The organism is Pseudomonas sp. zfem002, assembly GCF_032621685.1.
Classification (GTDB): domain Bacteria; phylum Pseudomonadota; class Gammaproteobacteria; order Pseudomonadales; family Pseudomonadaceae; genus Aquipseudomonas; species Aquipseudomonas japonica.
The window spans coordinates 76173-97699 of record NZ_JAVYJH010000015.1; the positions used below are offsets into that span (position 1 = coordinate 76173).

22 protein-coding genes, 1 tRNA gene and 1 pseudogene are annotated in these 21527 nt (G+C 64.9%); 11 read left to right on the plus strand and 13 right to left on the minus strand.

Annotation, left to right across the window (positions count from 1 at the left end):
* Positions 1-551: 551 nt before the first annotated feature.
* The 8 genes and pseudogenes from RTI28_RS18000 to RTI28_RS18035 form a co-directional block, all read right to left on the minus strand.
* The gene (locus RTI28_RS18000) at positions 552-827 is read right to left on the minus strand and encodes a DUF971 domain-containing protein (RefSeq protein ID WP_316921719.1); all 276 of its coding nucleotides are present in this window, start codon (positions 825-827) and stop codon (positions 552-554) included.
* A complete protein-coding gene (locus tag RTI28_RS18005) occupies positions 827-1792 on the minus strand; it encodes a HEAT repeat domain-containing protein (RefSeq protein WP_316921720.1) in 966 nt (321 codons plus the stop codon). Before RTI28_RS18005 ends, RTI28_RS18000 begins: the two co-directional genes overlap by 1 nt.
* On the minus strand, positions 1789-2646 hold the full coding sequence (locus tag RTI28_RS18010; RefSeq protein ID WP_316921721.1) for an ABC transporter ATP-binding protein: 858 nt from the start codon (positions 2644-2646) through the stop codon (positions 1789-1791). The genes RTI28_RS18005 and RTI28_RS18010 overlap by 4 nt, the downstream gene beginning before the upstream one ends.
* Positions 2646-3428 carry an ABC transporter permease gene (locus tag RTI28_RS18015; protein ID WP_316921722.1) on the minus strand — a complete coding sequence of 261 codons (783 nt, stop codon included), beginning with the start codon at positions 3426-3428 and terminating at the stop codon, positions 2646-2648. The genes RTI28_RS18010 and RTI28_RS18015 overlap by 1 nt, the downstream gene beginning before the upstream one ends.
* A gap of 15 nt (positions 3429-3443) precedes the next feature.
* A complete protein-coding gene (locus tag RTI28_RS18020) occupies positions 3444-4850 on the minus strand; it encodes an ABC transporter substrate-binding protein (RefSeq protein ID WP_316921723.1) in 1407 nt (468 codons plus the stop codon).
* Positions 4851-4970: 120 nt separating this feature from the next.
* Positions 4971-5216 (minus strand): ferredoxin family protein, encoded by a 246-nt coding sequence (locus tag RTI28_RS18025; RefSeq protein ID WP_009400169.1) that lies wholly within the window; start codon positions 5214-5216, stop codon positions 4971-4973.
* Between the two features lie 77 nt (positions 5217-5293).
* Positions 5294-7018: pseudogene (locus RTI28_RS18030) on the minus strand (fumarate reductase/succinate dehydrogenase flavoprotein subunit).
* Complete coding sequence (locus tag RTI28_RS18035) at positions 7015-7764, minus strand: GntR family transcriptional regulator (RefSeq protein WP_316921724.1); 750 nt, start codon at positions 7762-7764, stop codon at positions 7015-7017. The pseudogene RTI28_RS18030 and the gene RTI28_RS18035 overlap by 4 nt, the downstream one beginning before the upstream one ends.
* Before the next feature lie 180 nt (positions 7765-7944).
* Here RTI28_RS18035 and RTI28_RS18040 point away from each other — a divergent pair.
* A tRNA-Arg gene (locus RTI28_RS18040) sits at positions 7945-8021 on the plus strand.
* A 50-nt stretch (positions 8022-8071) separates the two neighbouring features.
* Here RTI28_RS18040 and RTI28_RS18045 read toward each other — a convergent pair.
* Positions 8072-8563 (minus strand): RES family NAD+ phosphorylase, encoded by a 492-nt coding sequence (locus RTI28_RS18045; protein ID WP_316921725.1) that lies wholly within the window; start codon positions 8561-8563, stop codon positions 8072-8074.
* Positions 8560-9030, minus strand: a complete 471-nt coding sequence (locus tag RTI28_RS18050) for an antitoxin Xre/MbcA/ParS toxin-binding domain-containing protein (protein ID WP_316921726.1) — start codon at positions 9028-9030, stop codon at positions 8560-8562. Before RTI28_RS18050 ends, RTI28_RS18045 begins: the two co-directional genes overlap by 4 nt.
* 250 nt (positions 9031-9280) lie before the next feature.
* On the opposite strand from RTI28_RS18050, the gene ycaC reads away from it, so the two are divergent.
* Entirely contained in the window at positions 9281-9913 is a 633-nt protein-coding gene (ycaC, locus tag RTI28_RS18055; protein WP_316921727.1) for an isochorismate family cysteine hydrolase YcaC, read from the plus strand.
* Positions 9914-9939: 26 nt separating this feature from the next.
* On the opposite strand, the gene RTI28_RS18060 is transcribed toward ycaC, so the two are convergent.
* Positions 9940-10845: a helix-turn-helix domain-containing protein gene (locus tag RTI28_RS18060; RefSeq protein ID WP_316921728.1), complete on the minus strand. Its 906-nt coding sequence runs from the start codon at positions 10843-10845 to the stop codon at positions 9940-9942.
* Positions 10846-11016: 171 nt separating this feature from the next.
* On the opposite strand from RTI28_RS18060, the gene pobA reads away from it, so the two are divergent.
* Entirely contained in the window at positions 11017-12204 is a 1188-nt protein-coding gene (gene pobA, locus RTI28_RS18065; RefSeq protein ID WP_316921729.1) for a 4-hydroxybenzoate 3-monooxygenase, read from the plus strand.
* 31 nt (positions 12205-12235) lie between these two features.
* On the opposite strand, the gene tauA is transcribed toward pobA, so the two are convergent.
* Positions 12236-13210, minus strand: a complete 975-nt coding sequence (gene tauA, locus RTI28_RS18070; RefSeq protein ID WP_316921730.1) for a taurine ABC transporter substrate-binding protein — start codon at positions 13208-13210, stop codon at positions 12236-12238.
* 340 nt (positions 13211-13550) lie between these two features.
* Between tauA and RTI28_RS18075 the strand changes: the two genes are divergently transcribed.
* The 8 genes from RTI28_RS18075 (at position 13551) to RTI28_RS18110 (ending at position 20772) form a co-directional block, all read left to right on the plus strand.
* Positions 13551-14876, plus strand: a complete 1326-nt coding sequence (locus tag RTI28_RS18075) for an OprD family porin (RefSeq protein WP_316921731.1) — start codon at positions 13551-13553, stop codon at positions 14874-14876.
* 170 nt (positions 14877-15046) lie between these two features.
* Positions 15047-15685: a peroxiredoxin gene (locus RTI28_RS18080; RefSeq protein ID WP_089266416.1), complete on the plus strand. Its 639-nt coding sequence runs from the start codon at positions 15047-15049 to the stop codon at positions 15683-15685.
* 356 nt (positions 15686-16041) lie between these two features.
* Positions 16042-16635 carry an NADPH-dependent FMN reductase gene (gene ssuE / locus RTI28_RS18085; protein ID WP_316921732.1) on the plus strand — a complete coding sequence of 198 codons (594 nt, stop codon included), beginning with the start codon at positions 16042-16044 and terminating at the stop codon, positions 16633-16635.
* A 100-nt stretch (positions 16636-16735) separates the two neighbouring features.
* The gene (locus RTI28_RS18090; RefSeq protein WP_316921733.1) at positions 16736-17701 is read left to right on the plus strand and encodes a sulfonate ABC transporter substrate-binding protein; all 966 of its coding nucleotides are present in this window, start codon (positions 16736-16738) and stop codon (positions 17699-17701) included.
* A 58-nt stretch (positions 17702-17759) separates the two neighbouring features.
* Positions 17760-18911, plus strand: a complete 1152-nt coding sequence (ssuD, locus tag RTI28_RS18095) for an FMNH2-dependent alkanesulfonate monooxygenase (RefSeq protein WP_316921734.1) — start codon at positions 17760-17762, stop codon at positions 18909-18911.
* A 10-nt stretch (positions 18912-18921) separates the two neighbouring features.
* Positions 18922-19719 (plus strand): aliphatic sulfonate ABC transporter permease SsuC, encoded by a 798-nt coding sequence (ssuC, locus tag RTI28_RS18100; protein WP_316921735.1) that lies wholly within the window; start codon positions 18922-18924, stop codon positions 19717-19719.
* Positions 19716-20528: an aliphatic sulfonates ABC transporter ATP-binding protein gene (gene ssuB / locus RTI28_RS18105; RefSeq protein WP_316921736.1), complete on the plus strand. Its 813-nt coding sequence runs from the start codon at positions 19716-19718 to the stop codon at positions 20526-20528. Before ssuC ends, ssuB begins: the two co-directional genes overlap by 4 nt.
* A gap of 28 nt (positions 20529-20556) precedes the next feature.
* The gene (locus tag RTI28_RS18110; protein WP_009400132.1) at positions 20557-20772 is read left to right on the plus strand and encodes a molybdopterin-binding protein; all 216 of its coding nucleotides are present in this window, start codon (positions 20557-20559) and stop codon (positions 20770-20772) included.
* A gap of 128 nt (positions 20773-20900) precedes the next feature.
* Here the strand turns inward: RTI28_RS18110 and RTI28_RS18115 are convergent, their stop codons facing one another.
* The gene (locus tag RTI28_RS18115; RefSeq protein ID WP_316921737.1) at positions 20901-21527 is read right to left on the minus strand and encodes a TetR/AcrR family transcriptional regulator; all 627 of its coding nucleotides are present in this window, start codon (positions 21525-21527) and stop codon (positions 20901-20903) included.

The following is a 21527-nucleotide window of genomic DNA, read 5'->3' on the forward strand; positions in this document are numbered from 1 at the left end:
TCGACTTCCCTTGAACACCGTGCAGGCACGGCGCGAATTATTGATTGTTGAGTAAGCGCCAGGCGGGGGCGCTTGCCTGTAGGAATTGAGGCACCGGAATCGGGCCAATGTTCCACTCGCAGGCGTCGAGCGTTTGAAATCTCGAACGAGATCCTAGGAGCAACTCCCTAAAAGGACAATAGGGCGTTCGAAAAAAAGAACGATTGACCGAACAGCCGGTTCGACTAATCGACCGGCGGCAAGATTTGACACGATGCCGGCCCGCGACGGATCTGTGGGAACTGGCTTGCCTGCGAAGGACCCGTAGGAGCTGGCTTGCCTGCGAAAGGACCCGTAGGAGCTGGCTTGCCTGCGAAAGGACCCGTAGGAGCTGGCTTGCCTGCGAAAGGACCGCGCAGCGGTCCCAAACAGCGGTGAGGTCCGGGACCGCTGCGCGGTCCTTTCGCAGGCAAGCCAGCTCCTACAGGTTCTTCGCAAGCAAGCCAGCAAGGTGAACTGCGCCCGGGTGTTGGATTTGTTGTTCAAGCCACGATCCAACAAGTGCCGCAGTCTCAGCCCAGTTGCTTCAAGTAAGCCCAGGGATAGATCCCCCGCTCATGCCCGTCACTGAACACCAGCTGGATACCATAGCCCTGCTCTTCGACCCGCTCCACCCGCACCGTCTCGGCGACCAGGTCGATACGCCCGCCCAGCCTGCCCGCTCGACATTGCGAACAGGGGCACGCACCGCGCAGCCGGGCATGGCTGAGCACCTGCTCGCCGTCGTCCCATTGCAGGACCAGCTCGCCCGCCTCGCGGCGGTTGCGCAGCGCGCGCGGGGTGTTCATCAGGCCGCTCCCTGCAACTGGACCAGGGCAATGCGCACGGCCTTGCGCACCTCCGGATCGCCGTCCGCCTCGGCGGCGCGCAGGGCCGGCAGGGCCGCCGCGTCACCCAGTTCACCGAGCGCCAACGCCGCTTCCTTGCGCAGGTTGGCGATGCCATGGCCGAGCAATTCGGCCAGGCCAGCCAACGCCGGTCGATGCCGCAGCCGCCCGAGGGAGCGCGCCGCACGCAGACGCACCTGCCAGTAGCCATCGCTCAAGGCGTCGATCAATGCCGGACCCGCCGCCTCATGACCGACCTTGCCCAGCGTGGTCGCCGCTTCCTCGCGCACCTGCCAGGCCGCGTCGCGCAGGGCTGCGGTCAGGGCGTCAAGGACGCCGCTGTCGCGGGCCAGACCAAGGGCGCCGATGGCGGCACGGCGGACTTCGGTATCCGGCTCCTCGGCGGCCAGCCGCGCCAGCGCCGGCAACGCCGGTTGGTGCTTGAGCCAACCCAGGATGCCCACCGCCTCGCGACGTACCGTAGCGTCGCTGTCCGCCAGCGCCCGCAGCGCCGGACCCGCAGCTTCCTCCAGGCGCAACTCGCGCAACGCGCGCAAGGCACTGGCACGGACGAAGGCATCGGCATGCGTGGCCCAGGGCAGGATCAACTGCCCGGCCTCCAGGCTTTTCAGTTCACTGAGGCTCTGCGCCGCCGCCAGGCGCACCGCTTCGGCACTGTCGGCGAGGGCAGCGCAGAGTGCCTGCACCACCTCCGGCTCTTCCCAGGCTTCCAGCAGGCGCGCGGCTTCGGCGCGCACCTCCGGCGCCGGGTCCACCAGCAGGGCATCGGTCAGCCAGGGCAGGCCGTCGGGTTCTTCGAGGTCGGCGAGGTCGATCAGGGCGATGCGACGCACGGCGGCGTCGGCATCCCGCAGCCGTGGCAGCAGTGGGACAATCTCGGGGTTGTCGCTGGTTCTGTCGGTCATAGGGCGATCCGTAGCGGTGGGTGGTCGCTGTCCGGCAGGCCGAGCGGGGTCAGGCGCGGCAGTTCGCGGCCTTCCTCATGGCGCAGCAGGGCCAGGCAGTGACGCTTGAGATGGGTGAATTCCGGGCTGGTCAGCAGGCTGCTGCGCCGCGGCCGCGGGAAGCTCAGGCGCAGGTCCTCGATGAAGCGCCCGGGACGCGGGCTCATGACCAGGATGCGGTCGGCGAGGAACAGCGCCTCGTCGATGTCGTGGGTGACGAAGACCACGGTGGTGCGGATCCGCGTCCAGATATCCAGGAGCAGCTCCTGCATGCGCGAGCGGGTCTGCGCGTCGAGGGCGCCGAAGGGTTCGTCCATCAGCAGCAGGCGCGGACGGTTGATCAGCACCCGGGCGATCTCGGCGCGCTGCTGCATGCCGCCGGACAACTGGCTGGGCCAGCGCTCGGCGAAGTCGGCAAGGCCCACCAGCTGCAGCATGTCCAGGGCCCGGCGCTGCCGCTCGGTCTTGCCCTGGCCCTGCATCTTCAGGCCGAAGGCGACGTTGTCCAGCACGCTGCGCCACGGCAGCAGGGTGTGGTGCTGGAAGACCATGCCGCGTTCCGGCGACGGTCCGTCGACGAGGCGACCATCGACCTGCAACTCGCCGCCACTGGGCACCAGGTGCCCGGCCAGCGCGCCAAGCAGGGTGGACTTGCCGCAACCGGAGGGGCCGAGGATGCACACGAACTCTCCCGCCTCGACGGCGAAGTCCAGTGCCTGCACCGCCTCGAAGGCCTGGCTGCCCTGGCCGAGACGGATGGACACGCCGCGCGCGTCGATGCGCCCCGCTTGCGGGGCTTGCTGATAACTGCTCATCACGCAGCCCTCCGCACGCGGTACCAGGGCGTGGCCAGTGCGCCGAGGCGCTTGACCAGCACGCTGCTGCCCATGCCCAGCACGCCGATCAGGAGCATGCCGACGATGATGTCCGGGTAGTTCTGCAAGGTGTACGACTCCCAGGTGTAGTAACCGATGCCGAACTGCCCGGAGATCATCTCGGCGGTGACCAGGCAGAACCACGAAGTGCCCATGCCGATCGCCAGGCCGGTGACGATGCTCGGCAAGGCCCCCGGCAGCACCACCTCGCGCAGGATCGCCCAGCGCCCGGCGCCGAGGCTGCGCGCCGACGCCACCAGGCGCGGATCGACCGCCTCGACGCCGTGCACGGTATTGAGCAGCACGGGAAACAGCGCGCCGGTGAAGGTGATGAACACCATCGACAGCTCGGACGACGGGAACATCAGGATCGCCAGCGGAATCCACGCCACCGCCGGAATCGGCCGCAGCACTTCGAGGGGCGGCAGCAGGGTGTCCTCGGCCCAGCGCGAGCGGCCGATCAGCAGGCCGAGGCCGACGCCGAGCACGGCCGCCAGCAGGTAGCCGGAGAACACCCGCGCCAGGCTGCTGCCCAGGTGCGCAGCCAGGCTGCTGGAAGTGAGCAGACGCCAGGCGGCATCGAGCACCGCCCCCGGCGTCGGCACATAAGTGAAGGTGAACAGGCCCAGGTCGAGCTTGTGGCTCGCCGCGACCTGCCAGAACAACAGGCAGGCCAGCAGCGATGCCACGCGCACGGGCCAGCGGAGCAAGGTGCCGGTCATGCGGGTGGCCTCCGGTCAGCGCTGGGCGACCAGCTTGCGGCTGGCATCGACGAAGTCCACGGCCTCGCCGCCATGGGCCTTGGCGTACTGCTCGGCCTGGTCCTTGAGGAGGAAGGCGGACAGTTCGCCCTGGCCGTTGCGCACGAACCAGGCCTGGTTGGCCAGCAGCTTGATGCCGCTGTCCGCCGCCTGGGCGTAGATGGCGCGGATGTCCTTGCCCTCCTGCTCAAGCTGGGCCAGGGCCGCGAGGGCCGCTTGCGGCGAGGCGTAGTGACGGACCTTGTCCTCGCCACGCACCCAGATCTGCGCCAGGCGGCTGAAGTCGCTGATCGGCTTGCCGGTCGTGGCGTCGTTGGCCTTGAGCGGCAGCGGCGCGTAGTTTTTCAGCGCGACGTCGTAGTCCTGCCCGGCCTGCTTGAAGGCAGCGCGGATGTACTGGTCGTCGATGAACTTGTCGGTGTCCAGGCCGCGGTCGGTCTTCTTCAGCAGCTTGAGGGTGTCGATGGAGGTCGCCACGGCCTGGCGGTACTCGGGTTTCCAGGTCAGGTCGCGGGTCTGCAGGCCGAGCGGGCCATGGAACAGGTAATTGACCTCGGCCTCGATGCCGGTGACTTTCTCGATCAGTTCGCTGTACTTCTCCGGCTCGGCGGCGATCAGGCGGTCGGCTTCGAGGCTGGCGCGCAGGTAGGCGGTGACCACTTCCGGGTATTGCTTCGCGTAGTCCGAGTCGACCAGGGCGCCGTGGAAGGTCGGCGCGTTGGCCTGGGCACCGTCGTAGATCTTGCGGGCGAAGCCGCGGTTGGGGAACAGCTCGGCGAACGGCACGAAGTCGGCGTGGGCCTCGATGCGGTTGCTGCGCAGGGCCGAACCGGCGATTTCCGGGGCCTGGGCGATGATCCGCACGTCCTTCTGCGGGTCCCAGCCCTGGGCGGCGACCGCGCGCAGGAGCATGCCGTGGGCGGTGGAGGCGAAGGGCACGGAGATGGTCTTGCCCTTGAGCTCGGCCAGCGACTGCACACTGGACGCCGCCGGCACCACGATGCCGTTGCCGCTGCCGTGCACGCTGCCGGACAGCACGCTGATGAACAGGCTGCGCTTGCCGGCGTCGAGGTGGGCGACGCCGTTGAACGAGCCGGGGAAGTCGGCCATGGCGCCGAAGTCCAGCTTGCCGGCGACCATCTCGTTGGTCAGCGGCGCGCCGCTGGTGAAGTTCTTCCATTCGATCTGGTACTGGGCGTCCTTGTACTTGCCGTCGTGCGGCAGGTACTTGTCGAGCAGGCCCAGCTCGCGGATCAGCAGGCCGCCGGTGGCGCAGTTGATGGTGGTGTCCTGGGTGCCGATGGCGACGCGGATGGTTTCGGCGCTGGCGTTGAGGCTGGCAATCGCCAGCGCGAGGCCGGCCACGGTGGTTGCAAGGCGCATGGGTGTTTCCCCTCGAATCGTCTAGGTATTGGAATCGTCTCCGCCACCCGGTGTGGTGGTGGGAAACGAGGGGCATCGGGATGGGCGTCCGGTGGTTCGGCCGGATGGCGGGGGTGTCGCTCAGCGCAGCAGGTAGGGAATCTCCACCTTTACCGCGCCGGTGGGGCAGTCCTTCTCGCAGGGCATGCAGTACCAGCATTCGTCGAAGGCCATGTAGGCCTTCTGCGTGGCCGGGTTGATCGCCAGGAGGTCCATGGGGCAGACCTCGACGCAGACGGTGCAGCCCTTTTCGGCGATGCACTTGTCTTCATCGATGGTGACCGGGGCACTGCTGCGAAAGAAGATGTCCTGGGCTTGATAGGCCATTTCACGGGGTCCTTGGAGCCTTTGGCTCTCTTTATCTGAATGTTCGTGCACGACGCCGTTTTCGTAGGAGCGCGCGGTCAGGCGGCATCGACCCGGACGCGCAGCCGTTCATAGGCCGTCTGCTCATCCGCATCCAGCGCAATCAGGTAAGGCTCGACCGCCTTCTTGAAGCTGGTCATCGCCCCGTCCTCGCCCTTCTTCAGATGGCAGTGACAGAACCACTCGCCATCATTGCGCTCGGGGAAATCCACCCGGTGGTGATACAGCCCCCACCGGCTCTCCTCGCGGAACAGCGAGGCGCGCGCGGCCATCTCGGCGCAGTCGCGGATCACCGCAACCTCCATCGCCCGCATCAGCTCATGGGGGTTGTGCGCCTTCATCTGCGCCAGGTCGCGTTCGATCTCGGCGAAGCGGGCCAGGCCGATCTCCATCTTCTTCGTCACCTTGGGCGGCTGCAGGTAGTCGTTGACCATGCGCCGCAGCTTGTACTCGACCTGCGCCGGCGGCAGGCCGTGCTCGCGCTTCAGCGGTGCGAACACCCGCTCGCGCTCGCGCTCGACCTGGGCCTCGTCGACCTCGGCGAAGTCACGCCCGGCCACGTAGTGCGCCGCGTTGATCCCGGCGAACCAGCCATAGGTAAAGGCACCGAGCATGTAGTTGTGCGGCACCGCGGCCATGTCGCCGGCGGCGTACAGGCCCTTGACGCTGGTCTCGGCCTTTTCGTTGACCCACACCCCCGACGCCGAATGCCCGGAACAGAAGCCGATCTCGGAGATGTGCATCTCGACCATGTGCTGGCGGTAGTCGGTCCCGCGATTGGCGTGGAACTGCCCGCGACTGGGCCGCTCGTTGCTGTGCAGGATTTCCTCGATGTTCTGGATGGTCTCCTCGGCCAGGTGGTCGAGCTTGAGGAACACCGGACCGTTGCCGCCCTCCAGCTCCTGATGGAACTCCCACATCATCTGTCCGCTCCAGTAGTCGCACTCGATGAAGCGCTCGCCTTTGCTGTTGGCGGTGTAGCCGCCCAGCGGGCCGGTGACGTAGGCGCAAGCGGGGCCGTTGTAGTCCTTGATCAGCGGGTTGATCTGGAAGCACTCGAGGTTGGCCAGTTCGGCACCGGCGTGATAGGCCATGGCGTAGCCGTCGCCGGCGTTGGTCGGGTTCTCGTAGGTGCCCATCAGGTAGCCCGAGGACGGCAGGCCGAGACGCCCGGCGGCGCCGCAGGCGAGGATCACTGCCTTGGCGCGGATCACGCGGAACTCGCCACTGCGGCAATCGAAACCGAGCACCCCGGCGGCGGCACCTTCGCCGTCCAGCAGCACGCGGGTGCAGACCATGCGGTTGCTGATCTCGACCCGCGCCCGCTTGAGCTGGCGGTACAGCACCTTCTTGATGTCGTGCCCTTCCGGCATCGGCAGCACGTAGGCGCCCATGTGGTGGACCTTCTTCACCGCGTAGTCGCCGGTCTCGTCCTTTTCGAACTTCACACCCCAGCGGTCGAGCTGCTCGATGGTCTCGAAACTGTGGGTGGCGTAGGCATGCACCGCGGCCTGGTTGACGATGCCGTCGTTGGCCACGGTGATTTCCTTGGTGTACTACTCCGGCGTGGCATGCCCGGGAATGATCGCGTTGTTCAGGCCGTCCATGCCCATGCTGATGGCGCCGCTGCGCTTGACGTTGGCCTTGTCCAGCAGCAGCACGCGCAGGCCCTTGTCCTGCTCCTTGGCCTTGATCGCGGCCATGGGCCCGGCGGTGCCGCCGCCGATGATGACGATGTCGTAGTCCTGGGTCGCGATGCTCATGCCTTGGGCCCCTTCTGCCGGTCGATGCGCAGGCGATACTGGAAAGCGTCGCCGCGGTAGTAGAGATGTTCGAAGTCCAGCGGCGTACCGTCGGCGGCGTGGGTCAGGCGCTCGATGCGCATGATCGGCGAGCCTTCTTCCACTTCCAGCGCCTGGGTCAGGTCGCTGTCGGCGAGCACCGCGTCGATGGCCAGGTCGGCATGGCCGAGGGCGATGCCGCAGTCGTTTTCCAGGACCAGGAAGATGTCGCGAGTCACCAGGTCGGCCTTTTCCAGCTTTTCGCCGATGGCCCGTGGCAGCCAGGTCAGCTCCAGCGACACCGGCTCGCGGTTGATCAGGCGCACCCGGCGGATCTCGGTGACCGGCGCGCCTTCCTCGAGCTGCAGGCGCGCCGCCACCAGGGCGTTGGCCGGCACATGGCGCAGACTGCGCAGGCGGTTGATCACCTCGTAGCCCATCTGCGTCATGGACTCGGCCAGGCCCTGCAGGGTGCTGACGTTCTGGAACGCCTTGGGCTTGGCGACGAAGGTGCCTTTGCCGTGGATCTTGAAGATCAGCCCCTCTTTCTGCAGATCGCCCAGGGCCTGGCGCACCGTGATGCGGCTGACCTCGAAGGCCTTGCCCAGCTCGCTTTCCGAGGGCATGCGGCTGAGGGGCGGATAAGTGCCGTCAAGGATGCGCTCGCGCAGCAGTTCCTTGAGCTGGGAATAGAGCGGTACCGGAGACAGGGGGAGCAGTTCGGCCATGATTCTCTTCGCTGAGTCGATGACTTGTTATAACAAGTTGTGACGAGAGAGTAGGCGATCTAAGGGAAGGCAAGGAAATACCGATATCGCATATGGATAGTTCGCGGCGACAGGGGAAAAATCCCGAAGATCAAGGCGATGGACGCCATACCCCAACATGGGTATCATGGCGCCCGCGTTGCACTCGTAGCTCAGCTGGATAGAGTACTGCCCTCCGAAGGCAGGGGTCGTGGGTTCGAATCCCGCCGAGTGCGCCATACATGAAAAGGCCCAGGTGAAAACCTGGGCCTTTTTCGTTGGCGTCGGGTCAGGCCTTGACCAACCGCGTGTCCAATCCAAACCGCTCCTGGCTGACCAACCGATACTTCCCCTGCGCCAGCTCGCAACTCACCAGCAGATTCCACGAGTGCCGGGTCACCGCGGACGGCATCAGCACGAACGGATGCTCCGCCAGCAAGGCATCCGCAAACTTCTGTTGATTGGGCGACGCCGCTGCACCGGTCAACCAGACCGGATTGGGCACGTCCTCAGGCTGCACTACCTTGATCAGGCTTTGATCGAGCACTTCGAAACAGGTCAGCACATGCCCGACCGTATCCAGGGCATCGAAACCGATATGCACCGCCACTTCGAGAATGGCGGTCGAAGGGTCCGCCGAGGCATACACGACATTGCGACCCGGAGGGTTCCAGCGCCCACCGAGCCTGTGCGCGCCAATGCCGCTGTCCCATGTTTCCTTGAAGACCTCGCGATCGAGACGCCATGCATACCATGAACCGGACCATGGCAACGGATTCACTGATAGACCCCGTACTCGATGCGCTCCAGGTAATCCTCGACGGCCTGGAATCCGACGGGGTTATCGATCATGTCCAGCGGCACATCGCCATCCAGCTGCTTGCAGGGACGCCCCAGCCATTCTTCGGCGAGCCGCTGTGAGCCGAACACGTTGATCGCGTGCTCCAGCACCCTGGCAAACTGGAAGGCCACGGCGCTCTGCTGGGAATTGAGATGGGCTTCCTGCTTGCTGCCCTGGCGCTGCAGCGTCCTGACCGACTTGCCGACGATGCGGCTCATGATCTTCTGCGTCGAATACAGGTCGGACAACGCAAGCATGGCCTGCACGTCCTTCAGGTCGAAACCCTTGGCCGTGAGCCGATAGACCATGACAGGACTGAGCTGGCCTGCGTCCTCCCGAAGAAGGTATTCCGTTGGCCTGCGACGGGGGCGAGGCGCCCCGTGGGAGTAAATGTCAGCGGTGACCATGGCGAACTCCATGTGCGTCAAATGACGTAAGCATAGCGCCATTTGACGCCACAGGCATCGACTGGCCGTCGCATTCAGCGCGCTCAGCTATTCACCGCCGCAGGCCATGAACAAGCACACAAGGATTGTCCACCACAGTGAGACAGTCATACCGTTTCAAGCCAATTTATCCTTTTCCGAGAAATCCCTAATCTGGCCTCACACCGCAACAACAACCCAGAACAACTTCTCGAACAAAAGGATTGCCACCATGACCAACGCCACTTCCTACACCTACAACCGCCTGAACAAAGACGACGCCGTAGTCCTCCTGGTCGACCACCAGACCGGCCTGATCTCCCTGGTCCAGGACTTCTCGCCCAACGAGTTCAAGAACAACGTGCTGGCGCTGGCCGACCTGGCGAAATTCTTCGAGCTGCCGACCATCCTCACCACCAGCTTCGAACAAGGCCCCAACGGCCCGCTGGTTCCCGAGCTGAAAGAGATGTTCCCCGACGCGCCATACATCCCGCGCCCCGGCCAGATCAACGCCTGGGACAACGAGGACTTCGTCAAGGCGATCAAGGCCACCGGCCGCAAGCAACTGATCATCGCCGGCGTGGTGACCGATGTCTGCGTGGCCTTCCCGACCCTGTCGGCGCTGGCCGAGGGCTTCGAGGTGTTCGTGGTGACCGATGCCTCCGGCACCTTCAACACCACCGTGCAGCAAGCCGCGTGGAACCGCATGACCCAGGCCGGCGCGCAGATGATGAACTGGTTCTCGGTGGCCTGTGAGCTGCACCGCGACTGGCGCAACGATATCGAAGGGCTGGGCAACCTGCTGTCGCAGCGAATCCCCAACTACCGCAACCTGATGAACAGCTACGCAGCCTTCACCAAGTGATCGCTGAATGACCGAAGCCCGCTCGCTCAGAGCGGGTTTCTTGCGTCCGGCGCCTGCAACGCCTGCGCGGCCTGCACCCCACCCCGCCGGAAAGCGTTCGGCGACTGCCCGCTGAGGCGCCGGAAAAACCGCGAGAAATACGCCGGATCGGCAAAGCCCAGGGTGTCGGACACCTGGGCCACGGTCATGTTGGTGTAGATCAGGCTGCGTCGCGCCTCCAGCAGCAGGCGCTGGTGGATGATCTGCAAGGCGCTCTGCCCGGCCAGCTGGCGGCACAGGTTGTTCAGGTGCACGGCGGACATGCCCAGGCGATGGGCGAAGGTTTCCACCGCCAGGTGCTCGCGATAGTGCTGCTCCACCAGCTTGATGAAGCCACCGAGCAACTGCCGGTTGCGCTCGTCGCGGCCGCTCGGCGCCCTGCTCTGCTGGCGCCGGCTGATCCACACCATGAGCACGTTGACCAGCGCGCCGAGCACCAGGTCCCGCGCGGCGGCGCTGCCCTCGTACTCCTTGAGCAAGGCGGCGAACAGGGTGTCGAGATAATCACGATCGTCCCCCAGTGCATAACAGCCCGACGCGGCCAGTGGCGCACCGAGCTGCGCTTCCAGCTGCGCCACCAGCGGCGCGCCGAGGCTCAGCACATAGCCTTCGATATCCTCGGAAAACTGGAAGCCATGCACGCACAGCGGCGGCGTGACCTGAATCGCCGGCGCGGCGATCTCGCTGCGCCGCCCTTCCACCTCGACCACGGCCTGACCACCTTGCACATAGAGCAACTGGAACAGGTCGGCATGCCGGTGCGGCTTGATCTCCCAGTGGTACAGGCTGCTGCGCTTGGGAATCGACTCGCAGTGCAGCAGGTCCGGGGTCGGCCAGGCCTGGCTTTCGCCATACAGCTTGAAGATGGGAACACCGCGGGTACGGGTCTTCATGAAAGTCCTTCAGTGACGCGCTGATTCCGCCGGATGAGCGGTGCTCGATAATCGGACACATTTTTCAAAAGTGCAATTTACCTGCAGTAATTCACCTTCTTTTCCATCAACTGCCGGCAAAAAATACAGGAGCGCGCATACCGAACAACGTCCTGGAACGAGACAAGAACAATGAACACACAGGTTGCCATCATCGGAGCCGGTCCGTCCGGCCTGCTTCTCGGTCAGTTGCTGCACAAGGCCGGCATCGACAACATCATCATCGAACGCCAGACCCCGGACTACGTCCTCGGCCGCATCCGTGCCGGCGTGCTGGAGCAGGGCACCGTCGACATGCTCCGCGAGGCCGGGGTCAGCGCGCGCATGGACGCCGAAGGGCTGGTCCATGAAGGCGTCGAGCTGGTGTTCGACGGCAAGCGCGTGCCGATCCACCTGAGCGCACTCACCGGCGGCAAGAGCGTGATGGTCTACGGCCAGACCGAGGTCACCCGCGACCTGATGGACGCCCGCGCGGCCAACGGCGCGCCGATCATCTACGCGGCGAACGATGTGCAACTGCACGAACTCAAGGGCGAGCGCCCCTACGTGACCTTCGAGAAGGACGGCCAGGCGCAGCGCATCGACTGCGACTACATCGCCGGCTGCGATGGCTATCACGGCGTCTCGCGCCGGACCATCCCCGAAGGCGTGCTGACCGAGTACGAACGGGTCTACCCGTTCGGCTGGCTGGGCTTGCTGTCCGATACCCCGCCGGTCAATGAAGAACTGATCTATGCCCAGCATCCACGCGGCTTCTCGCTGTGCAGCCAGCGCTCGCTGACGCGCAGCCGCTACTACCTGCAGGTGCCGCTGAGCGACAAGGTCGAGGACTGGAGCGACGCGCGGTTCTGGGACGAACTGAAGGCCCGTCTGCCCGAGGAGGTCGCCGCCCGCCTGGTCACCGGCCCGTCGCTGGAAAAGAGCATCGCGCCGCTGCGCAGCTTCGTGGTCGAACCGATGCAGTACGGCACGCTGTTCCTGGTCGGCGACGCCGCCCATATCGTCCCGCCCACCGGGGCCAAGGGCCTGAACCTGGCGGCGTCGGACGTCTGCTACCTGTACCGCATCCTGGTCAAGGTCTACCGCGAAGGGCGCACCGACCTGCTGGCGAAGTATTCCGAACTGGCCCTGCGTCGGGTCTGGAAGGGTGAGCGCTTCAGCTGGTTCATGACCAACCTGCTGCATGATTTCGACGGCGAGAAAGATGCCTGGGAGCGCAAGATGCAGGAGGCCGACCGCGAGTACTTCCTCAACTCCACCGCGGGGCTGGTGAATATCGCGGAGAACTACGTCGGCCTGCCTTACGAAGAAGTGGGTTGAGCGTTCCGGGGCTGCTTTGCAGCCCCGGCTTTTACTGCACGAATTTCGCACTCACGAACGGCGCGTAATCGGGCAGCACGGTTTCCACCTTGCCCTGCTCCTTGAGGAACTTCGCCGTCTCGGCAATGGCCGCCGGGGTCTGGCTCTGCAGCAGTCCGGCCTGGGCCTGGGCGTCGGGGAAGGCCGAACCGGCGAGCAGCTCGGGCACGTCGGCCGGGTTGGAGCCGGTCAGTTTCGCGATCTTCTGCACCGGCAGCGAGTCGGCTGTCCATTGCGCCTTGTTCGCCGTGTAGTCGGCGAAGGACTGCAACGTGACCTTGGCGAACTTGGCCACCACTTCCGGATGCTTCTCGGCGAAGTCCTTGCGCGCCACCCACACCTCGAAGGTCGGTGCACCCCAGCCCCCGACCTCGGCAGCGTCGGTGAGGGTCTTGCCGGTCTTGCGGATCTCGCCCAGCGCTGGCGACCAGACGAAGGCGCCGTCGATATCCCCACGCTTCCACGCCGCGGCGATCTCCGCCGGCTGCAGGTTCACCACTTTCACCTGCCGGGTATCCAGCCCCCAGTGCTTGAGGGCGCCGAGCAGGCTGTAGTGCGAAGTGGAGACGAAGGGGGTGGCGATGGTCTTGCCGACCAGGTCCTGCGGGCTGTTGATCCCGCTGCCATTGCGCACCACCAGCGCTTCGGCGGCGTTGATCTGCGCCGAGACGATGAAGGCCACGATCGGCAGCTTGCGCGAAGCGGCGGCGGCCAGCGGGCTGGAGCCGAGGTTGCCGATCTGCACGTCACCGGAGGCAATGGCGGTGACCACTTCCGGACCGCTGTTGAAACGGCGCCAGTCGATCTTTTCGCCGATGGCCTGCTCGTAGGCGCCGTCGGCCTGGGGGACTTTGCTCGGGTCGATGCCGGTCTGGTAACCGACCGTGAGCCCGGCGGCGTGGCTGACCAGGGTCAAGCCGGTCAGAGCCAGGGCGGTGAATAATCTGAGCGGGCGTGACGGTTTCATGGCGGCCATTCCAGTAAGGACAAGGCCTATAAACCTATACGATCTAAAAAATGCCAAAAAAATACTTTTTTGGAATTAGCTTATGTGCCGGGAGTTTTGTGAAAAATTTGTTGGATATGTCTAAAAAATCTTAAAAATGCACAAATAATTCTTTTTAGATTTATCAAATTGTAATTATCCTTCGCCCCCAGCTTGGCGCATTAGACCAAAGTCTTGAAACGACTAGTTACGATTGACTCAATGGTCACCCTTTGGTGCTAATCGCGCATCGACGGTGAGCGGGACACAGATTCCGCCGCGACGAACCACAAGAATTAGAAACGAGAGGAGCAATTCATTTATGAAGAAGTCGACCCTGGCTCTTGCCGTGGCCCTTGGGGTTCTGGCCCAGCAAGCAGGCGCTGCCGGTTTTATCGAGGACAGCAAAGCCACGCTGAAACTGCGCAATTTCTACATCAACACCGACAACCGTGACACCAACGCCAACCCGAACAAGCAGGAAGAATGGGGCCAGGGCTTCCAGCTCGACTTCACCTCCGGCTACACCGAGGGCACCGTCGGTTTCGGCGTCGATGCCATCGCGCTGTACGGCGTGCGCCTGGATTCGGGCAAGGGCACGCACTACAACCCGACCAGCTCCAGCTACGGCGGCACCGTGTTCCCGACCGACAGCGATGGCCGCGCGGTCAACGACTTCGCCAGCCTGGGCGCCACCGCCAAGGTCAAGATTTCCCAGACCGAACTGCGCTACGGCACCCTGCTGCCAAAGAACCCGGTCATCTCCTACAACGACGGTCGCCTGCTGCCACAAACCTTCGAAGGTGGCCAGATCGTCTCCAACGAGATCAAGGACCTGACCCTGACCGCCGGCCAGATCGAGCACGTCAAGGGCCGTAACTCGTCGAACACCGAAGGCCTGTCCATCGCCGGCGCCAACAACAACCGCACCGGCAAGTTCAGCAACCAGTTCCGCTACGCCGGTGCCGACTACAAGCTGACCAAGGACCTGCTGGTGCAGTACTGGTACGGCGGCCTGGAAAACTTCTACAACCAGCACTTCCTGGGTGCGGTACACAACTGGGCGATCGGCCCGGGCGTGCTGAAGTCCGACTTCCGCTACTTCCACAGCACCGATGACGGCAAGAACGGCGATACCGCTGCGTACTACACCAGCGGCTACTACGGTGGCACCACCACCAAAGGCAAGGTCGACAACGATCTGTACAGCGCCCTGTTCCTGTACACCGTCGCCGGTCACACCTTCGGTGGCGGCTACCAGGTCAGCAACGGCGACAGCGACTTCCCATGGCTGAACCAGGGTGACGGCTCGTCCAACTACACCATCACCGACTCGCAGATCCAGAAGTTCGGCCGTGCCGGTGAGCGTACCTGGCAGGCTCGCTACTCCTACGATTTCGCCAAGGTCGGCCTGGCAGGCCTGACCGCGGGCGTGATCTACCTGAAAGGCGACAACATCGATGCCAGCATCGGTGACCGCAGCGAGTGGGAACGCGACATCACCGTGGCCTACGTGGTGCCGGAAGGCCCGCTGAAGAACTTCGGCGTGATGTGGAAGAACGCCGCATGGCGTAGCGACCTGACCAGCGCCAACCACGCTCAGGACGAAAACCGCGTAATCCTCAGCTACTCCATCCCGCTGCTGTAACACGCCGCGCGAAAGACAGCGCCCGCCCGGTCCCCCATACCGCGCGGGCGTTGTTTTGTCCGTTATTTGTTATGCATTTCAGGAATGAATAAATCGACATTTATTCTTTTTAATTTCTCATGGTCACAGGCACAGTTGAGCCATAACGCACTCAGCCAAGGAACCGCACCATGAGCCTCAGACTCGGCGATATCGCCCCCGACTTCGAACAGGACTCCAGCGCCGGCAAGATCCGCTTCCACGAGTGGCTCGGTGACAGCTGGGGCGTGCTGTTCTCGCACCCGGCCGACTTCACCCCGGTGTGCACCACGGAGCTGGGCTTCACCGCCAAGCTGAAAGAGCAGTTCGCCGAGCGCGGGGTCAAGGCCATCGCCCTCTCGGTCGACCCGGTGGATTCCCACCACCGCTGGATCGAAGACATCAACGAAACCCAGAACACCACGGTCAACTTCCCGATCCTGGCCGACGCCGATCGCAAGGTGTCCGACCTCTACGACCTGATCCACCCCAACGCCAGCGACACCCTCACCGTGCGCTCCCTGTTCGTGATCGATCCGAACAAGAAGATCCGCCTGACCATCACCTACCCGGCCAGCACCGGGCGCAATTTCCACGAGATCCTGCGGGTGATCGACTCGCTGCAGCTCACCGACAACCACAAGGTCGCCACCCCGGCCAACTGGCAGGACGGTGACGAAGTGGTGATCGTGCCGTCGCTGAAGGACGAGGACGAGATCAAGCGCCGCTTTCCGAAGGGCTACCGCGCGGTCAAGCCGTACCTGCGCCTGACCCCACAGCCGAACCGTTGAGATTCATCGTATTGCTTTAGCCATCGCAGGGATTTTCGGGCCGTTTCGACGGCCCTTTTTTTTGCCCGCTTGTCCGTCAAGGCCGGTGCCATCCCCCGTAGGAGCGCGGCTTGCCCGCGAAAGGACCGCGCAGCGGTCCCAGATAGCGATGAGGTCCGGGACCGCTATGCGGTCCTTTCGCGGGCAAGCCGCGCTCCTACAGGGGGAAAGCACCTAAAGCGCATATCTCCAAATCACATAAACAAATGAAAAAATATGATTTCTAGATATATGCATCCCCCTGTTAATGTCACCTCATTCCAGCGAGCCACCTAACTCGCGGGCCCCTTCAGTTCAGTTCCAAGGATGCGCATTCAATGTTGGTCGTTTCTATTGGTGGAAGTCCCAGCCTGCGTTCACGCTCCGGCGTCCTGCTCGAACGCGCCCGCGACTGGCTGCAGGGCCAGGGTGTGGAAGTGGTGACTTTCCAGGTGCGGGACTTCCCGGCCGAAGACCTGCTTCACGCCCGCTTCGACAGCCCGCGGGTCCAGCACTTTCAGCAACTGGTGGAACAGGCCGACGGCCTGATCGTCGCGACCCCGGTGTACAAGGCGTCCTTCTCCGGTGCCCTGAAAACCCTGCTCGACCTGCTGCCCGAGCGCGCCCTGAATCACAAGGTGGTGCTGCCCATCGCTACCGGCGGCAGCATCGCCCACATGCTGGCGGTGGATTACGCCCTCAAGCCGGTGCTCTCGGCCCTCAAGGCGCAGGAGACCCTGCAAGGGATCTTCGCCGACGACAGCCAGATCGCCTACGGCCAGGGCAACCTCCCGGCTCACCTGGCGCCTGCCCTGGAGCAGCGCCTGAACGAATCGCTGGAACTGTTCCACAGTGCCCTGGCCCGCCGCCCGAAACCCCTGGCGCCCGGCCTGCTCAACGAACGCCTGATCAGTGCCCGCTGGAGCATCTGAGCCGCATCAACCGTTTCATCGTGTCACCCCTTCACCTTACTCGCCCGCCAACGAGGCAAGCAGGTGCAGCCCGAACCCAACACTGCAAAAGGAGAGCGCTATGCGCACTGTCGTTTTGCGTCGTGGTCTGGCCGCTCTGTTCGCTGCGGCTGTCACCTTCGGCGCCATCACCCAAGCCCAGGCCGAGACCCTGCGTATCGGCTACCAGAAATACGGCACCCTGGTCCTGCTCAAGGCCAAGGGCTCCCTGGAAAAACGCCTCGCCGCCCAGGGCGTGCAGGTGCAATGGACCGAATTCCCCGGCGGCCCGCAGCTGCTCGAAGGCCTCAACGTCGGCTCGATCGATTTCGGCGTGACCGGCGAAACCCCACCGGTCTTCGCCCAGGCCGCCGGTGCCGACCTGCTCTACGTCGCCTATGAACCGCCCGCCCCGCACAGCGAAGCGATCCTGGTGCCGAAAGGCTCGCCGGTGCAGTCGGTGAAAGACCTCAAGGGCAAGAAAGTCGCGCTGAACAAAGGCTCCAACGTGCACTACCTGCTGGTCCGCGCCCTGGAAGACGCCGGCCTGAAATACAGCGATATCCAGCCGGTGTTCCTGCCGCCCGCCGACGCCCGCGCCGCCTTCGAACGCGGCAGCGTCGACGCCTGGGTGATCTGGGATCCGTACCAGGCTGCCGCCGAACAGCAGCTGCAGGCCCGTACCCTGCGCGACGGCCAGGGCATCGTCGACAACCACCAGTTCTACCTGGCGACCAAGCCCTACGCCCAGCAGCATCCGGAGGTGATCAGCACGCTGGTGGACGAAGTCCGCGCGGTCGGCGAATGGTCCAAGGCCAACCCGCAGGAAGTCACCGACCAGGTCGCGCCGCTGCTCGGCCTGCCCGCCGACATCACCCTGACCTCGGTCAAGCGCCAGGGCTACGGGGCCGGTTTCCTGACCCCGGAAGTGGTCGCCGCGCAACAGAAGATCGCCGACACCTTCACCGCCCTGAAGCTGATTCCCAAGCCGCTGAGCATCAAGGACGTGATCTGGACGCCACCGGCCAAGGTCGCCACCGCGCCCTGACGTTTTGCCCGCGCCGGGGCGCCGCCCCGGTCTGAGCCCCCCTTAGGAGACAACTCCAATGAGCCTCAACGTTTTCTGGTTTCTACCGACCCATGGCGACGGCCATTACCTTGGCACCGCCGAAGGCGCTCGCGCCGTCGATCACGGTTATCTGCAGCAGGTGGCCCAGGCCGCCGACCGCCTCGGTTTCGGCGGCGTGCTGATCCCCACCGGGCGCTCCTGCGAGGACTCCTGGCTGGTCGCCGCCTCGCTGATACCGGTGACCCAGCGCCTGAAATTCCTCGTCGCCCTGCGCCCGGGGATCATTTCGCCAACCGTGGCGGCGCGTCAGGCCGCGACCCTCGATCGCCTGTCCAATGGCCGTGCGCTGTTCAACCTGGTGACCGGTGGCGACCCCGAGGAACTCTCCGGCGACGGCCTGTTCCTCAGCCACGAAGAGCGTTACCAGGCCTCGGTGGAATTCACCCGCATCTGGCGCCGGGTACTGGAAGGCGAGACGGTCGACTACGACGGCCAGCACATCACCGTCAAAGGCGCCAAGCTGCTCTACCCGCCGATCCAGCAACCGCGTCCGCCGCTGTATTTCGGCGGTTCGTCGGAGGCCGCGCAGGACCTGGCCGCCGAGCAGGTCGAGCTGTACCTGACCTGGGGCGAGCCACCGGCCGCCGTGGCCGAGAAGATCGCCGAGGTCCGCGAGAAGGCCGCGAAACTGGGCCGCACTGTGCGCTTCGGCATCCGCCTGCATGTGATCGTGCGGGAAACCAACGACGAGGCCTGGAAGGCCGCCGAACGCCTGATCTCCCATCTGGACGACGACACCATCGCCCGCGCCCAGGCCTCCCTGGCGCGCTTCGACTCGGTCGGCCAGCAACGCATGGCCGCGCTGCACGGCGGCAACCGCGACAACCTGGAAGTCAGCCCCAACCTGTGGGCCGGCGTCGGCCTGGTGCGTGGCGGTGCCGGCACCGCGCTGGTGGGCGACGGTCCGACCGTGGCGGCCCGCGTCAAGGAATACGCCGCCCTCGGCATCGACACCTTCATCTTCTCCGGCTACCCGCATCTGGAAGAGTCGTACCGGGTCGCCGAACTGCTGTTCCCGCACCTGGACGTCGAGCGCCCGTCACTGCCGAAGGAGCGCGGCTATGTCAGCCCGTTCGGCGAGATGGTGGCCAACGACATCCTGCCCAAGAAATCCGCGGCGCAGCTGTGAGGAGCCGGACATGAGTCGTTCTTCTTCCACGTCCTGGACCCAGCGCCTCGCACCCTGGGCCCTGCCGGTCGCGCTGCTGGCGGTCTGGCAACTGGCGGTGAGCGCCGGCTGGCTGTCGACGCGCATCCTGCCGGCCCCCAGCGCGGTGATCGAGGCGGGCGTCGCCCTGGTGCGCAGCGGCGAGATCTGGAACCACCTGGCGATCAGCGGCTGGCGCGCCGGCCTCGGTTTCCTCATCGGCGGCAGCATCGGCCTGACCCTGGGCTTCATCACCGGCCTGTCGCGCTGGGGTGAGCGCCTGCTGGACAGCTCGGTGCAGATGATCCGCAACGTGCCGCACCTGGCGCTGATCCCGCTGGTGATCCTGTGGTTCGGCATCGACGAGTCGGCGAAGATCTTCCTGGTCGCCCTCGGCACCCTGTTCCCCATCTACCTGAACACCTACCACGGCATCCGCAACGTCGATCCGGCCCTGGTGGAAATGGCGCGCAGCTATGGCCTGAGCGGCTTCTCGCTGTTCCGCCAGGTGATCCTGCCGGGCGCGCTGCCGTCGATCCTGGTCGGTGTGCGCTTCGCCCTCGGCTTCATGTGGCTGACCCTGATCGTCGCCGAAACCATCTCGGCCAACGCCGGCATCGGCTACCTGGCGATGAACGCACGGGAATTCCTGCAGACCGATGTGGTGGTCCTGGCCATCGTCCTCTACGCCGTGCTCGGCAAGCTCGCCGACCTCGCCGCCCGCGGCCTGGAACGGGTCTGGCTGCGCTGGCACCCGGCCTATCAAGCGAGCAAGGGGGACGGCGCATGACCATTCTCAAGGAACAACCGCCGCGCCTGCTGCGAGGTATCCCGCTGGCGGCCCGGAATGTCGAGAAGGCCTTCGGCCAGCGCAAGGTCCTGCGCGATATCGACCTGCATATTCCGGCCGGGCAGTTCGTCGCCATCGTCGGTCGCAGCGGCTGCGGCAAGAGCACCCTGCTGCGCCTGCTGGCCGGTCTCGACAAGCCCAGCGGCGGACAGTTGCTGGCCGGCAGCGCGCCACTGGAGGAGGCCCGCGAGGACACCCGCCTGATGTTCCAGGAAGCGCGCCTGCTGCCGTGGAAACGGGTGATCGACAACGTCGGCCTGGGCCTCGAAGGCCAATGGCAGGCGCGTGCTCACCAGGCGCTGGAAGCGGTGGGCCTGGCCGACCGCGCCAATGAATGGCCGGCGGCCTTGTCCGGCGGACAGAAACAGCGCGTGGCCCTGGCCCGCGCCCTGATCCACCAGCCGCGCCTGCTGCTGCTCGACGAACCGCTGGGGGCGCTGGATGCGCTGACCCGCATCGAGATGCAGCAACTGATCGAAGACCTGTGGCGCAAGCACGGCTTCACCGTGCTGCTGGTGACCCACGACGTCAGCGAAGCGGTGGCGGTCGCCGACCGGGTGATCCTCATCGAAGACGGCGAGATCGGCCTGGACCTGCTGGTCGATCTGCCGCGGCCACGGCAGCGCGGCTCGCACCGCCTGGCCGCGCTGGAAACAGAAGTGTTGAACCGTGTTCTCTCAGTCCCGGGCACCCCGCCCGAGCCCGAACCCGTAGCACCCTTGCCTACGCAACTGCGCTGGGCGCATTGACCTCAGAACCTACGAAGGAAGCAAACAGATGACTATCAAAGCGATCAACGTACGCAACCAGTTCAAAGGCACCGTGAAGGAAATCCTGGAAGGTCCGGTACTGTCGGAAATCGATGTGCAGACCGCCTCGGGGATCGTCACCTCGGTGATCACCACCCGTTCGGTCAAGGAGCTGGAACTGACCATCGGCAGCGAGGTGATTGCCTTCGTGAAATCGACCGAGGTGTCCATCGCCAAGCTGTGAGCGGTGGATTCTGGGACCGCTTTGCGGTCCTTCGCGGTGGTTCGTCACACGACAAGCCACGCTCCTACAAGAGCGACGCGGTGACGCGAATACCTTGTAGGAGCGTGGCTTGCCCGCGAAGAGGCCCATCATTTCTTCGGCAGGAACGCCGGCAGATACAACCCCACATACGCCTCGAACACCCGCATCCCCTCCTCCGCCATGCGCGGCGTGATCTGCCCGTGCACCTGCACCGAACGGGCATACACCCGGTCGCTCAGCTCCATCGCCAGGGCGAACACATCCACGTCCCGCGGCAACTCCGGCAAGCGGAAATGCGCCTCGAACAGCTTGTGCATCAGGTCGCCCAGCTCGATATCGTGCTGCCGGTCGGCCTGGGTCACTTCGTTCAGGCCATGGGGGGCCAGGATCAACTGCCGCGCCGCGGCGTCCTCCTGGTAGATCTCCAGCATCCGTGCTTCCACCAGCCGCGCCAGGTCCCGCCAGCTGCTCAGGCTGTGCGTGTCGATGGGCGCTTCCAGGCAGGCGCGAAACGCCCCGTGGACGTCCGCGGTCAGGGCTTCGAGCAGCGCCGGGACGCTGGCGAAGAAGTGATAGACCGACGATGGCGGAATCTGCGCGCGCTCGGCCACGCTGTAGATCGACAGGCTGGCCACGCCCTCGCTGGCCAGCAGGGCGCGGGCCGCGTCGAGGATCGAGTCGATCCGCGCCTGGCTGCGGGCGCGGGGTTTGCGAGGGGTGGTACCACGGCTCAT

What these genes read in the sequence shown, in the direction of transcription:
- ssuE (WP_316921732.1), top strand. Translation starts at nt 16,042, where the DNA reads ATGTTGGTCGTTTCTATTGGTGGAAGTCCCAGCCTGCGTTCACGCTCC.
- RTI28_RS18115 (WP_316921737.1), bottom strand. Translation starts at nt 21,527, where the DNA reads ATGAGCCGTGGTACCACCCCTCGCAAACCCCGCGCCCGCAGCCAGGCG.
- ssuD (WP_316921734.1), top strand. Translation starts at nt 17,760, where the DNA reads ATGAGCCTCAACGTTTTCTGGTTTCTACCGACCCATGGCGACGGCCAT.
- RTI28_RS18015 (WP_316921722.1), bottom strand. Translation starts at nt 3,428, where the DNA reads ATGACCGGCACCTTGCTCCGCTGGCCCGTGCGCGTGGCATCGCTGCTG.
- RTI28_RS18010 (WP_316921721.1), bottom strand. Translation starts at nt 2,646, where the DNA reads ATGAGCAGTTATCAGCAAGCCCCGCAAGCGGGGCGCATCGACGCGCGC.
- ycaC (WP_316921727.1), top strand. Translation starts at nt 9,281, where the DNA reads ATGACCAACGCCACTTCCTACACCTACAACCGCCTGAACAAAGACGAC.
- RTI28_RS18000 (WP_316921719.1), bottom strand. Translation starts at nt 827, where the DNA reads ATGAACACCCCGCGCGCGCTGCGCAACCGCCGCGAGGCGGGCGAGCTG.
- tauA (WP_316921730.1), bottom strand. Translation starts at nt 13,210, where the DNA reads ATGAAACCGTCACGCCCGCTCAGATTATTCACCGCCCTGGCTCTGACC.
- RTI28_RS18035 (WP_316921724.1), bottom strand. Translation starts at nt 7,764, where the DNA reads ATGGCCGAACTGCTCCCCCTGTCTCCGGTACCGCTCTATTCCCAGCTC.
- RTI28_RS18020 (WP_316921723.1), bottom strand. Translation starts at nt 4,850, where the DNA reads ATGCGCCTTGCAACCACCGTGGCCGGCCTCGCGCTGGCGATTGCCAGC.
- ssuB (WP_316921736.1), top strand. Translation starts at nt 19,716, where the DNA reads ATGACCATTCTCAAGGAACAACCGCCGCGCCTGCTGCGAGGTATCCCG.
- RTI28_RS18050 (WP_316921726.1), bottom strand. Translation starts at nt 9,030, where the DNA reads ATGGTCACCGCTGACATTTACTCCCACGGGGCGCCTCGCCCCCGTCGC.
- RTI28_RS18075 (WP_316921731.1), top strand. Translation starts at nt 13,551, where the DNA reads ATGAAGAAGTCGACCCTGGCTCTTGCCGTGGCCCTTGGGGTTCTGGCC.
- RTI28_RS18060 (WP_316921728.1), bottom strand. Translation starts at nt 10,845, where the DNA reads ATGAAGACCCGTACCCGCGGTGTTCCCATCTTCAAGCTGTATGGCGAA.
- RTI28_RS18080 (WP_089266416.1), top strand. Translation starts at nt 15,047, where the DNA reads ATGAGCCTCAGACTCGGCGATATCGCCCCCGACTTCGAACAGGACTCC.
- RTI28_RS18110 (WP_009400132.1), top strand. Translation starts at nt 20,557, where the DNA reads ATGACTATCAAAGCGATCAACGTACGCAACCAGTTCAAAGGCACCGTG.
- RTI28_RS18025 (WP_009400169.1), bottom strand. Translation starts at nt 5,216, where the DNA reads ATGGCCTATCAAGCCCAGGACATCTTCTTTCGCAGCAGTGCCCCGGTC.
- ssuC (WP_316921735.1), top strand. Translation starts at nt 18,922, where the DNA reads ATGAGTCGTTCTTCTTCCACGTCCTGGACCCAGCGCCTCGCACCCTGG.
- pobA (WP_316921729.1), top strand. Translation starts at nt 11,017, where the DNA reads ATGAACACACAGGTTGCCATCATCGGAGCCGGTCCGTCCGGCCTGCTT.
- RTI28_RS18005 (WP_316921720.1), bottom strand. Translation starts at nt 1,792, where the DNA reads ATGACCGACAGAACCAGCGACAACCCCGAGATTGTCCCACTGCTGCCA.
- RTI28_RS18090 (WP_316921733.1), top strand. Translation starts at nt 16,736, where the DNA reads ATGCGCACTGTCGTTTTGCGTCGTGGTCTGGCCGCTCTGTTCGCTGCG.